This is a genomic window from Nocardia sp. NPDC059154, assembly GCF_042755705.1.
Classification (GTDB): domain Bacteria; phylum Actinomycetota; class Actinomycetes; order Mycobacteriales; family Mycobacteriaceae; genus Nocardia.
Genome location: NZ_JBHZCS010000014.1, coordinates 124,224 through 136,322 on the forward strand (window position 1 = coordinate 124,224; position 12,099 = coordinate 136,322).

The window sequence follows — 12,099 nt, forward strand, 5'->3', positions numbered from 1 at the left end:
GGCGGCTAGCCGGTGACAGTGCGGATGGTCCAGAGGTCGGACGCGTTGACCGAGAGCATGTACGCGTAGGGCAGGGTGCCGTATCCGTTCCGGCCCCAGGCGGTACCCCAGGAATTGCGGATCCGGAATACCGACCGGGAGTCGTCGTATCCGACCGCGACCACGCAATGTCCGCCCACCACCTGCTCATTGGCGGCGGGCAGGGGGATGTCGCCGGTCTTGTCGACTTCCGGGCTGAAGATGCTCTCGTAGACGGTGAAGCCGAAGACGAACGGATATCCGTCGGCCAGGCACCCCTGCATCTGGGAGAGCGTGCGCGCCACCCGGGAATACTGGATGGCCCGATGCTCGGCCGCATCGGTGAAACACTTTTTCGGCGGTTCGGTCGCGAATTCCGAAATATCGTAGGGCCATTCGGATTCCGGGCAGGCGCCCACGGTGGCCACGCTCTTGATGCCGTCGCGGATCATCGCGCCCGCGTCCTGACCGACCGTGCCCTCCATGACGCGTTCGTTGTAGTAGATGAACAGCCGGGACGGCACGGATTCGTCGGCCAGTTGCTCTTTCATGGCGTCGAACTGCAGTGCCCCTGCAATGCCGTTGCCGGTGCAGGAGCCGAGCTTGCCCTGGTCGTAGACGGCGGCGAACTTCGAGGTCAGGTCCACGGACGGCGGCAGCTGGGCGATCGTCGCGGCCGGCGCGGCATAGAGGTGATCGCGCTGGTCGGGCAGGTCCGGAATCCAGCCGAGCCCTTTGTTCTGCTTGATGCTGATTGTTTTCATGACGGGCGGTCCTTCGAGGGAAACGGTGAATCCGCCCGGCGGGGCGAGTTCTGATGCCCTCCAGTGCAGCCCGGGCCGCCGCGATCGGAAACCAGCGAAGTCCGAAAACATCTTCACTCGAACTGATCGGGGTATGCCCCCGAAAATCGGGTAGCCCACCACTCGTTACCCGGACGGCCGCGCGCGCGATATTCGATTGGCACGAGAAGGAGAAAATGCCGACGGCAACCGGTCATCGACCGGTGCCGAACGGCGCGAGGGGGTCGGTCGTGGAGCTGCGGCAACTGCGTTACTTCGTGACGTTGTCGGAGGAACTGCACTTCGGGCGCGCCGCGGCGCGCGAGCACATCGTCCAGTCGGCGCTGAGTCAGCAGATTCAACGGCTGGAACGCGAACTACGGGTCCCGCTGGTGGAGCGCAGCACCCACCACGTGCGCCTCACCGCGGCGGGCACGCTGCTGCTGGGCGAGGCCCGGCTGATCCTCAGCCACGTCGACCGGGCCGCGGCCGCGGCGCGCACCATGACCGGGACCGATGCCGTCCTGCGGGTTGCGCAGGGGGACGCCAGTTTCGACACCATGCCGGTGGTGCTGGCCGCGGTCCGGCATCATCATCCGGAACTGGTCGAGGTGCATCAGGTCGAGGCCGGGGTGCCCGAGCAGTGCCGGTTGCTCGCCCAGGGGCGGCTCGATGTCGGCATCGGGCGCGCGACACAGTTGCCGGACGGGGTGGCGTCGGAGGTCATCCGGTGGGATCGGCTGGGTGTGCTGGTCGCCGCGGAGCATCCCTGGGCGCACCGGCACGCGGTGCCGCTCGCCGAACTGGCCGGGGAGACGCTGGTGTTCGCCGACGAATCCCGTGCGCCGGAATTCAACGAGTACATCCGGGAGCTGTGCCGCACAGCGGGATTCGCGGCCAAGCCCTACCCGGGCACGGTGCACAGCGTGCTGGGCGCGGGCCGGCTGGTCCGCGACGGTCACGCGCTGGTGTGCGTGCCGCGCTCCTGTGCGCCGCTGCCCGGTCTGCGCTGGATCGCGATCGCTGAGCCCGCCTACTATCCGTGGTCGCTGCTGTGGCGCGCGAGCGGCGAAACCGAGGCCGTGCGCTCCATCCGCTGCTGCGCGCGGGTACTGGGCGAGCGGCTCGGCTGGACGTCCCGCCGCGAACCCGAGGCGGCCGCGATCCCGCCCGTCACCGGCCGCCTGGCGGGCTGAGCCCGGCCGCGTGGCCGGGGTCCCTCGGTGCGGCGCAGGCCGGACCGGGTAGAAAAGGTATGGCGTCGTGGAGCGCATCCGTCGATGCCGCCGCCGAGGAGACTTCGTGCGGTCATCACATCTTCGAACGGAGAGGCTGTTTCATGGCGACCTCGGAAGCGCGCGCTCAGATCGGCGTGACCGGCCTGGCGGTCATGGGTAGCAACATCGCCCGCAACTTCGCACGGCACGGGTACACCGTGGCCTTGCACAACCGCAGCATCGGCAAGACCGACGCGCTGCTCGAGGCGCACGGCAGCGAGGGTGATTTCGTGCGCACCGAGACCGTCGAGGAGTTCGTGGCCGCGCTGGAGAAGCCGCGCCGCGTGCTCATCATGGTCAAGGCCGGTGACGCCACCGACGCCGTGATCGAGGAGCTGGCCGCGGCCATGGAGCCCGGCGATATCATCATCGACGGCGGCAACGCCCTCTACACCGACACCATCCGCCGCGAGGCGGCCATGAAGGCGCGCGGCCTGAACTTTGTCGGCGCGGGCATCTCCGGTGGCGAGGAGGGCGCGCTGAACGGGCCCGCCATCATGCCGGGCGGCCCGAAGGAGTCCTACGAGTCGCTGGGTCCGCTGCTGGAATCCATTGCGGCGCAGGTCGACGGCACCCCCTGCTGCACCCACATCGGCCCCGACGGGTCCGGCCACTTCGTGAAGATGGTGCACAACGGCATCGAGTACGCCGACATGCAGCTCATCGGCGAGGCCTACAACCTGTTCCGGGACGCGCTGGGCTTCGACGCCAAGCAGATCGCGGACGTGTTCACCCAGTGGAACTCCGGTGAGCTGGAGAGCTACCTGGTGGAGATCACCGCCGAGGTGCTCAACCAGGTCGATGCCAAGACCGGCAAGCCGCTCGTCGACGTGATCGTGGATGCCGCCGAGCAGAAGGGCACCGGCCGCTGGACCGTCAAGTCCGCCCTCGATCTGGGCATCCCGGTGACGGGCATCGCCGAGGCCGTCTTCGCCCGCGCCCTGTCCGGCTCCCGCACCCAGCGCGCCGCCGCCAAGGGCCTCGCCTCCGGCGCCCTCGGCGAAAAGCCCACGGATGTCGCCCAATTCACCGAGGACATCCGCCAGGCCCTCTACGCCTCCAAGATCGTCGCCTACGCCCAGGGCTTCGACCAGATCGCCGCCGGCTCGGCCGAATACAACTGGGACCTGCACCCCGGCGATCTGGCCACCATCTGGCGCGGCGGCTGCATCATCCGCGCCCGCTTCCTCAACCGCATCAAGGAGGCGTACGAAGCGGACCCGGCCCTGCCGAGCCTGATCCTCGCCCCGTACTTCCGCGAGGCCATCGAGAACGCCGTCGACAGCTGGCGTCGTGTCGTCGTGGCCGCCACCCAGCTCGGCATCCCGGTCCCGGCCTTCGCCTCCTCGCTGTCGTACTACGACGCCCTGCGCGCCGAGCGTCTCCCGGCCGCGTTGACCCAGGGCCAGCGCGACTTCTTCGGCGCCCACACCTACGAGCGTATCGACGCCGAAGGCAAGTACCACACGCTGTGGAGCGGCGACCGCAGCGAAGTCCCCGCGTAATTTCCGGTAGGACAAGAAGTTCTACGAGCGGAGTTCGTGCCGAATCGGCACGAACTCCGCTGCCGTTTCAGGACCGGATCGAATCAGAGTGGCAGGCACAGCAACAGGGTTATTCGGTCGGGGTACGTTTCGTTGTGCACCGGGCCGGCTTGGACGCTGTATTCGCGGATTTCGCCGGAGCCGGGGTCACGGAGGCGTTGGGTGCGCACGGGTGGGGTGAAGTCGACGCCGCCCTCGGACCAGAAGCGGCGGAAGTCGGGGAAGCGGGCCAGGTCGGCGACGAAGGTGGTGAAGACGGGGTCGTCGGGGGCGCGGCCGACCGTCATGCGCAGCCATTGGACGACGGCCGCCCGCGAGTCGGTCCGGTCAGGGCACCATCGGAAGATCGATGTAGCAGGGCCCGTGATCGCTGGACAGGGTGATGACGCTCCCGGGTTCGGTCTCGTCACCGTAGAAGTGGTCGTTCGTGTCGACGATCAGTACGACCCGATGGCCGCCGGGGACCCGATAGTCGGTGGCCTGCAGGGGAACTCGTATGGTCGTGGTCTGCTCCGGGCCGCGGTTGGAGATGGTCGCCGCGGCATGGGTGATGATCCGCAGCGCGCCGGTCACCGGGTTGTGGTCGAACAGATACGTGATCAGCGTGGCCGTCGTGCTGGACGGGGTGACGGTCAGCGCGATCTCGGGGATGCCCGCGATGTGGCGGGGCCGGAGGAAGACCCGCGTGTGCCAGACCGCCGCCCGCGTGCGGTCCACCTCGGCCAGCGGCTGGCGGTTGGGCATCAGCAGGCGTTCGCGGAAGCCGTCCATCACCAGTTCGGTGGCCGCCCGGACCTGTTCGGTGCCGGCCTGGAAGCTCTGGCTCATGTTCGCCGGCTGATCCGTGACCAGGGTGCCGTCGGGCGACGCGCCGGACGGCGCGGCGAGGTGGTAGCGGCGCACGGGATTCGACCACGCGGACAGGTCGTTCGACGAGGTCATCGTGAAGCTGTACATGGTCTCGGTGTGCACGACCCCGTCGCTGTCGATGCCGTTGTCGACGCCCAGCAGATAGTGGTCGAACCAGTCGTAGGCCGCCTCGGTGGTGCGGGTGTAGACGCCCAGCAACAAGCCGGGAATCTCTACCGCGCCATGGTCGCCGATCGCCAGATCCAGTCGCTTCGGCCCGGGGAAGCGGTCGAAGTAATCGATCAGCTGATTCTGCGGGAAGATGGTCTCGTGCCAGAAGCTGGTGAAGAACGTTGGCACCGGGCGGATCTGGTCGGCCTCGGCGGGGGAGCGGGGTCGGGCGTAGTCGAGCACCTTGTCGATATCCGAATTGGCCCGGAAGGATTCGAGAACTTTCTGCAATTCCTCGCTGGGACGGTCGCTGATGCCGGCGAGGGCTTCGGCGGCCATGATGTGCCGGGTTCCGTTGTCGTAGAGGGCCTTACCCAGATCCGCCCAGGTGCTCAGCGCGACGACGGCCTTGACCGCCGGGTGGGCATTGGCGACCAGCTGGCTGATGCCCGAGCCGTAGGAGATGCCCGCCATCCCGATCTTCTCCCGATCGGCGTGCAGCTCATCATGGTTCAACGCCCACTCGATCACCGCGCATCCGTCGGCCACGTCCTCGGGACCGGCGACGGTCAGCTCGCCCCCGGATCCGGGCAGCCCGCGCTCGGTGTAGGCGACCACGGCGTAACCGCGCAAGAGCAGTCGGACGACCGCGCCGGAGTACATCTTCCAGCCGGTCTTGTCGAGGCCCGCCGGCAGGACGATGAGCGGGTGCGGGCCCTCCGCATGCGGCCAGGCGATGAGCGCGTCGAGCTCGACGCCGCCCGCGCCGGGAATCTGCACCTGGCGGATGCCGGACCGGCTGCGCACGGCCGCGATGTCCTCGGCGAGGTATTCGGGCACTCCGGTGGCATTGCCGGTGAGCAGGTCGTCGACGACCGCGAGAACATCGGATTCCTGGTTCGGGGCCAAAAGGCGCAGTTGACCCGGGTGAGCTTGCGACATGACAAATCCCTTCGATCTTCGGTATTCCGAACAACTTTCGAGGGCAGCGTGCGATAGACCTCCCGGAGTGGAAATTCGGCCGACGCGAGTCGTCGCCGTGCAACGGTCCAGGGAATTCGCGAATCATTCAGGGCTGGAAGGCCTTTGCCAATCCCGAATACCGTCGATGCTACGCCGGTCGCAGAGTCGCTGTGAACGGTTTGGAAATCGTGAGTTCCATTGTGTACCAGGCGATTTGGAATAACGACTTGTCGGTATCGAGTGGTCGGTCGCCGTGCCGCGGGTTCGCGCCCGGCATATCACACCGCAACCGGATAGTGAACTGTGAGGGTGCTGGGTGTCGCCATGGAGTCCGCCCAGAGTTCGGGTTCGGCTCTCGTCCAGGGGTATTGAGCGGCAGTAACTTTCCATGCGTCTTCGAAGTACACAGTCGAAAGGTCTTGAAATGGTTGCTCTGATCCTTGCCGCCGTCGGTCTCATGTCGGGCAGCGCGGTCGCCGCGGGCGCGGCGGGTAGTGCGGGCGCGTTCGCCGGAAATATCTAGGCCCGCGAGGATAGTCGGGCACCGAGAAGCGGGCGGCCGACCGGATACGACCGCCGGAACCCCCTGGCCCGGGTACGGGGCAGGGGGTTCGCCGTATCCGGGCTACCGGGCCATGGTGCGCGGAGTGCGTTTCCGGGGCGGGTCAGGCCGGCTGCACGCCGATCATGGGCAGCACGGTGCGGCGGGCGAACTCCCGTGCGGCCGTCTCGTCGGTCAGCGGGATCAGGCCCTCCGGGGTCAGCACCAGCGACTGACCCAGGCGGGCAAGCACTTCCGCGACCAGGTCGGCATCGAAGGCGGGCACGTCGGCGGAAGCCTGCAGCGCACGCAGTTTCTCGGCCAGGTAGGTGCGCCCGAGTGCGAGAATGGGCCCGGCCTCGGTGGTCAGGCGCGGCAGGATGGTGTCGGGCTCGGTGCGCAGCAGCCGTTGCAGCAGTTTGTTGCTCGCCAGCTGGGTGATGAACGCGACGAAGACCTCGACCAGTTGATCGTCCCCGGATTCGCCGGTGGCCGTGGCCTCCTGCACCCGCTTGTCGATCTCGGCGATGAACAGCTGCGCCTCGCGCACGCCCACCGCTTCGACCAGATCGTTCTTGGATTCGAAGCGCCGGTACAGGGTGGCCGGGCTGATGCCGGCGCGACGCGCGATCTCCCCCATGCTGGTTCGCTTGATCCCGAAGTCGAGGAATGCCGACAGCGCGCTCTCCAGCAGCTGTTCGCCTTCGGCCCGCGGCTTCTCCAGGATGCGTTGCAGGATGGTGGGCACGGACGGCATCGAGTCTCCAGTCGATCGGTTGGCGACCGCGACATTGCGGTGAACGGCCATGGCGCGCAGTGGCGCACAGGTCGAGCCGCATTATCGCATCGCCGGAGGGTTGCGGTCGCAACCCCCGTCCGATCAGCGAACGCCGCGCCCGATCAGCGGACGTCGAGCGCGGCCATTTCGCTCTCTATCGCATTGGCGGCGAAATCGATCCCATTGGAACGTAGTTCGTGCACCCGGCGCTGGAGCGCCTCGATTCCCCCTGGCTGCGCGGCGATATCGGCCACGCTGATGCGCTGTCGGTGCATACCGTCGTGCTCGTACGACACCGTTGAAACCTCCTGCTAGCCCCGAGCGCGCAACCGGCTGGCGACGGCACAGCCCGGGCCGCCGGGAACGCTTCGCACGATGCTAACAGCGGCATTTATGGTCACTTGTTCAGTGTGGGGATTCTCACATGCCCCCTTCAGTCACGCCTCTTGACCCTGGCGGTGCACCGCCGTGTTGTGCAGGTAGGCGGTCGCATTCAGGCGAATGTGATCACGCTCGGCCTCGCTCAGCTCCCGGCGCACCTTGCCCGGAACTCCCGCCACCAGCGAGCCCGGCGGAATCTGGGTGCCCTCCGGAACCAGCGCGTTGGCCGCGATCAGGCTGCCCGCCCCGATGACAGCCCCGTTCAACACCGTCGCGCCCATGCCGATCAGCACATCGTCGCCGACCGTGCAGCCGTGCAGAATCGCATTGTGCCCCACCGAGACTCCCTCGCCCACCGTGCACGGGAAGCCCGGATCGGCGTGCAGCACACAGCCGTCCTGAATATTGCTGCGCGCACCGACGGTGATCTGATCCATGTCACCGCGCAGCACCGCCGAATACCAGACGCTCACTTCGGCTTCCAGCCGCACCCGCCCGGCCACGGTGGCGTTCGGCGCGACCCACGCGCTCTCGTCGATCTGCGGCACGTGCTCACCCAGCTGAATCCTCATAGCCCCGAACTTAGCCCCCGCCGGGTGCCGGGCCGTCGCGGGGAGCCGCGGCGGCGGACCCGGCTCGGTCAAACCCGGCGGAAGAGGGCCCGATGGGCCGCGGGCGTGGTGCCGAGCAGTCGGTGGAAGTGATGGCGGAGATTGACGCCGGTGCCCAGCCCGGAATCGGCGGCAATGCGGTCCATGGTGTCGTCGGTGGATTCCAGCAGCAGCCGGGCATGGTCCACGCGCTGCTGCAGCAGCCACTGCTGCGGACTGGTGCCGGTGCGATCACGGAAGCGGCGGGTGAACGTGCGGCGCGACATGAGAGCGGTCCGGGCCCAGCCGTCCAGATCCACCGGCTGGTCGAGATGTGTTCTGGCCCAGACCATCGCATGCTCGATCGGGTCCTGGTCGGCCGCCTCGGGCACGGCGACCGGGATGTACTGGGCCTGTGAGCCGCTGCGGTGCGGGGCCAGCACCAGCCGGCGGGCCAGCTCGGCGGCGACCCGGCTGCCGTGGTCGGTGCGCACCAGGTGCAGACAGCAGTCGAGGGCCGCGGCGGTGCCGGCGGAGGTGATGAGGTCGCCGTCGTCGGACCACAGGGTGTCCGCGCGCACCCGGACCGCCGGATACGCGCGAGCCAGCTCGACCGCTGCCGACCAGTGCGTGGTGATCTCCCGTCCGTCGGCCAGGCCGCTCGCCGCCACCGCCCACGCGCCCAGGCACAGGCCGACAATGCGGGCGCCGCGGGCGTGGGCCCGGTGCAGGGCGTCCCGGATGGGTTCGGGCAGTGGGAGACCGCGCTCCCAGCTGGGGATGACCAGGGTGTCGGCGGTCTCGGTCGCCTCCAGGCCGTGGGCGACGACGATATCGAAACCCGCTGGGGTGGCGATGGTTCCGGGGCGTTCGGCGCACACCACCACGCGGTACGGGCTGCCGGCGGGACCGCCCGCGCCGATGCGGCCGAACACCAGGGTCGGCACCGCCAGATGGAACGGGCTGATCCCGTCGTACACCACGATGGCCACCGTGTGCAGGGACTCAGCGGCGTCGGCTTCGCGGGATCCAGCAGTCATGGCCCGATTTTATCGAGGCGCGGCCTTCGGGCCACTGTCGCGATCCACGGTCCGCGACGAGACTCGATGCCATGACGAACACGATCGACACCGCAGCGGCCACCTCCACCCTCGAGCTCCTCCACATCGGCGGCCCCACAGTGCGATTCGGCTACGGCGACCTGGTCTGGCTGACCGACCCCACCTTCGACGAGCCGGGTGAGTACCCGGGTGGTGTCACGCTCTACAAGCTGAGCGGGCCGGCTGTGCCCGCCGCCGAGATCGGGCGGGTCGATGTGGTGCTGCTCTCGCACGATCAGCACGCGGACAATCTCGACCGGTCCGGGCGGGAAGTCGTGGCGAGGGTCGAGACGGTGCTGTCCACGCCGGACGCCGCCGGGCGCATGGAAGGTGTTCGCGGACTGGCAGAGTGGGAGTCGGTGCAGATTGGGGCGGTGACCGTCACCGCGGTGCCCGCACTGCACGGACCCGAGGGTTGCGAGCCGTTCACCGGAGTGGTCACCGGGTTCGTGCTGCAGGCCGACGGGCTGCCGACCGTCTACGTCTCCGGGGACAACGCCTCGGTCGACTACGTGCGGCGGATCGCAGAACGCTTCGGGCGCATCGATATCGCCGTCCTCAATGTCGGCGCGGCCAATACCGACCGCTTCGGCGATCACGACCTGACCCTCAACGGCCGCACCGCGGTCCACGCCTCGGAGGCGCTGGGTGACGCGGTGATCGTGCCGGTCCACGCCGAGGGCTGGGCGCACTTCTCCGAACACCTCGACTACCTGACCCACCGCTTCACCGTCGCCGGCCGCGCGGACCGGCTGCGCATTCCGACCCCCGGCGAGGTCTTGGCCGTCGCCGCGATCGCCTCCTGAAATCGGGCCGTGGCGCTCATGGCGGCGCGGCCCCAGCGGGTGAACGATGGCGGTATGAGAATCGGGGTACCGCGGGAGGTCAAGGAGCAGGAGTATCGCGTCGCCCTCACCCCGGCCGGCGCCGGGGAACTGGTGCGGCACGGGCACGAGGCGCTGGTCGAGGCCGGGGCGGGGGTGGGGTCAGGGTTCGCCGACGCCGACTACATCGCGGCGGGCGCGCGGGTGCTGCCGGGCCCGGACGAGGTCTGGGGCGGGGCGGAACTGGTGCTCAAGGTGAAAGAGCCCATCGCCGAGGAATATTCGCGCATGCGGGAGGGGCAGGTGCTGTTCACCTTCCTGCACCTCGCCGCTTCGCGCGACTGCACGGACGCGATCCTGCACTCCGGCATCACCGCCATCGCCTACGAGACCGTCCGGGCCGCCGACGGGTCGCTGCCGCTGCTCGCGCCCATGAGCGAGGTGGCGGGCAAGCTGGCCAGCCAGGTCGGGGCCTATCACCTGATGTCGCCGCAGGGCGGGGCGGGCCTGCTGCTCGGCGGAGTGCCGGGGGTGCCGCCGGCGGACGTGACGGTCCTCGGGGGCGGGGTGGCCGGTGGCAATGCGGCGGTCGTCGCGGTCGGCATGGGGGCGCGAGTCACCGTGCTGGACACCAATATCGCGCGACTGCGGGAACTCGACGCCCGGTTCGGCGGGCGCGTCACCACGATCGGCTCCAATGCGGCCGAGGTCGAGAAGGCGGTGCTGGCCGCGGACCTGGTGATCGGCTCGGTCCTGGTGCCGGGCGCGCGGGCTCCGAAACTGGTGCCCGACAGTCTGGTCGCCCACATGCGCCCGGGCTCGGTGCTGGTCGATATCGCCATCGATCAGGGCGGGTGCTTCCAGAGCTCGCATCCCACCACGCACGCGAAACCGACGTTCCGGGTGGCGGATTCGCTGTTCTACTGCGTGACCAACATGCCGGGCGCGGTTCCGCACACCTCCACCGTGGCGCTCACCAATGTCACCCTGCCGTATGTCGGCGCCATCGCGAATCTCGGCTGGTCCGGCGCCTGCGCCACCGATCCCGGCCTGGCCCAGGGGCTCACTGCCGACGCCGGCCGGCTCTACTCGCCGGAGGTGGCCGCCGCGCACGGGCTCGGGCCGGTGACACGGGTCGCGTCCTGACGGACGACGACGGGCCCGCCGCCGGATGAATCCGGCTGCGGGCCCGTGGTTTCCGCGGTTCAGTCGTCGCTGTCTGCGCCGGTGTCGCCGAGCGGCCAGTCGGGCTCCGCGCCTTCGGCCGGGATGCCGTGCAGCTTGTCCGGGTTGCGGACCACGTCGATCTTGGTGATCCGGCCGTCGTCGATGGTGAACGCGAAGACGCCGGTGTACTTGCCGTCGAAGACGACCAGGCCCGGGCGGCCGTTGACCAGCACCGAACGGCCCCACGCGCCACCGACCTTCGATGCGAAGTCCAGGAAGCCGAGCAGCGTCTTGGCGACCTTCTCCGCGCCGTGCATGGGATGCAGGAACGCCTGCACCTTGCCGCCGCCGTCGGAGGTGAAGGTGACATTGGAATCCAGCACGCCGAGCAGGGCGCTCAGATCACCGGAACGCCAGGCCACCGCGAACGCCGAGACCACCTTCTCGTGCTCGTCCGCGCTGGCGGGGAAGCGGGGCGTGCCGTCCTCCACGTGTTTGCGGGCGCGCGAGGCCAATTGGCGCACGGCGGCCGGGGTGCGGCCGACCACCTCGGCGACCTCGGGGCCGGACATGCCGAAGACGTCCTGCAGGACGAAGGCGGTGCGCTCGGCGGGTGAGAGGGATTCCAGCACCACCAGCAGGGCGGTGGTGACGCGCTCGTCCTGCGAGATGCGGTCGGCCGGATCGTCCCAGGTGGTGATCTCCGGCTCCGGAAGCCATTCGCCCACATACTGTTCGCGCCGGGACCGCGCCGAACCCAGGTGATCGAGGGCCAGGCGGCCGGTGACGGTGGTCAGCCAGGCGCGCAGGTTTTCGATATCCGCGCCCTCGGGACTGGTCTCGTAGTAGCGCACCAGCCGCAGCCACGCCTCCTGCACCACGTCGTCGGCGTCGCTGAGACTGCCGAGCGTGCTGTACGCGACCCGCCGCAGATAGCCCCGATGCTCCTCGAACCGTCGCGCCAGCTCGACCTGATCGGGCCCGTCCGGCCGTCCGTCACTCATCGCACCCTCGCCCTTCACTCACGTCCGCCCCGGTGGGGCGAACCGTCCACAGCATCGACGAAACAGGTCGGCGGACTGTGACATTCCTTCCGGAAAATCTAGCGAAGACG

Annotated in this window: 12 protein-coding genes; 4 read left to right on the top strand and 8 right to left on the bottom strand. The window is 68.8% G+C overall.

Going from position 1 to position 12,099, the window contains the following annotated elements; all coding sequences use genetic code 11:
• Positions 1–5: 5 nt before the first annotated feature.
• Positions 6–782 (bottom strand): C1 family peptidase, encoded by a 777-nt coding sequence (locus ACFXN1_RS15135; protein ID WP_379439681.1) that lies wholly within the window; start codon positions 780–782, stop codon positions 6–8.
• 269 nt (positions 783–1,051) lie between these two features.
• Here ACFXN1_RS15135 and ACFXN1_RS15140 point away from each other — a divergent pair, with 269 nt between their 5' ends.
• Positions 1,052–1,996 (top strand): LysR substrate-binding domain-containing protein, encoded by a 945-nt coding sequence (locus ACFXN1_RS15140; protein WP_379463599.1) that lies wholly within the window; start codon positions 1,052–1,054, stop codon positions 1,994–1,996.
• Positions 1,997–2,139: 143 nt separating this feature from the next.
• Positions 2,140–3,582: an NADP-dependent phosphogluconate dehydrogenase gene (gndA, locus tag ACFXN1_RS15145; RefSeq protein WP_379439679.1), complete on the top strand. Its 1,443-nt coding sequence runs from the start codon at positions 2,140–2,142 to the stop codon at positions 3,580–3,582.
• Between the two features lie 83 nt (positions 3,583–3,665).
• On the opposite strand, the gene ACFXN1_RS15150 is transcribed toward gndA, so the two are convergent.
• The 6 genes from ACFXN1_RS15150 to ACFXN1_RS15175 all read right to left on the bottom strand — a co-directional run bounded on the left by ACFXN1_RS15150 (position 3,666) and on the right by ACFXN1_RS15175 (position 8,934).
• Positions 3,666–3,908: a hypothetical protein gene (locus tag ACFXN1_RS15150; protein ID WP_379439678.1), complete on the bottom strand. Its 243-nt coding sequence runs from the start codon at positions 3,906–3,908 to the stop codon at positions 3,666–3,668.
• A 40-nt stretch (positions 3,909–3,948) separates the two neighbouring features.
• Positions 3,949–5,583, bottom strand: a complete 1,635-nt coding sequence (locus ACFXN1_RS15155) for a CocE/NonD family hydrolase (RefSeq protein WP_379439677.1) — start codon at positions 5,581–5,583, stop codon at positions 3,949–3,951.
• A 686-nt stretch (positions 5,584–6,269) separates the two neighbouring features.
• A complete protein-coding gene (locus tag ACFXN1_RS15160) occupies positions 6,270–6,902 on the bottom strand; it encodes a TetR/AcrR family transcriptional regulator (RefSeq protein WP_379439676.1) in 633 nt (210 codons plus the stop codon).
• A gap of 143 nt (positions 6,903–7,045) precedes the next feature.
• Complete coding sequence (locus tag ACFXN1_RS15165; RefSeq protein WP_354838293.1) at positions 7,046–7,219, bottom strand: hypothetical protein; 174 nt, start codon at positions 7,217–7,219, stop codon at positions 7,046–7,048.
• A 141-nt stretch (positions 7,220–7,360) separates the two neighbouring features.
• Entirely contained in the window at positions 7,361–7,876 is a 516-nt protein-coding gene (locus tag ACFXN1_RS15170; protein WP_379439674.1) for a gamma carbonic anhydrase family protein, read from the bottom strand.
• Positions 7,877–7,944: 68 nt separating this feature from the next.
• Positions 7,945–8,934, bottom strand: coding sequence for a GlxA family transcriptional regulator (locus ACFXN1_RS15175; protein ID WP_379439673.1), 990 nt, complete (start codon positions 8,932–8,934; stop codon positions 7,945–7,947).
• Positions 8,935–9,005: 71 nt separating this feature from the next.
• Between ACFXN1_RS15175 and ACFXN1_RS15180 the strand changes: the two genes are divergently transcribed.
• Together ACFXN1_RS15180 and ald are read left to right on the top strand one after the other, a co-directional pair.
• On the top strand, positions 9,006–9,800 hold the full coding sequence (locus ACFXN1_RS15180; RefSeq protein WP_379439671.1) for an MBL fold metallo-hydrolase: 795 nt from the start codon (positions 9,006–9,008) through the stop codon (positions 9,798–9,800).
• Between the two features lie 54 nt (positions 9,801–9,854).
• Positions 9,855–10,964 carry an alanine dehydrogenase gene (gene ald, locus ACFXN1_RS15185; RefSeq protein ID WP_379439670.1) on the top strand — a complete coding sequence of 370 codons (1,110 nt, stop codon included), beginning with the start codon at positions 9,855–9,857 and terminating at the stop codon, positions 10,962–10,964.
• Between the two features lie 59 nt (positions 10,965–11,023).
• Here ald and sigJ read toward each other — a convergent pair whose 3' ends face one another.
• The gene (sigJ, locus tag ACFXN1_RS15190) at positions 11,024–11,989 is read right to left on the bottom strand and encodes an RNA polymerase sigma factor SigJ (protein ID WP_379399871.1); all 966 of its coding nucleotides are present in this window, start codon (positions 11,987–11,989) and stop codon (positions 11,024–11,026) included.
• Positions 11,990–12,099: the final 110 nt, after the last annotated feature.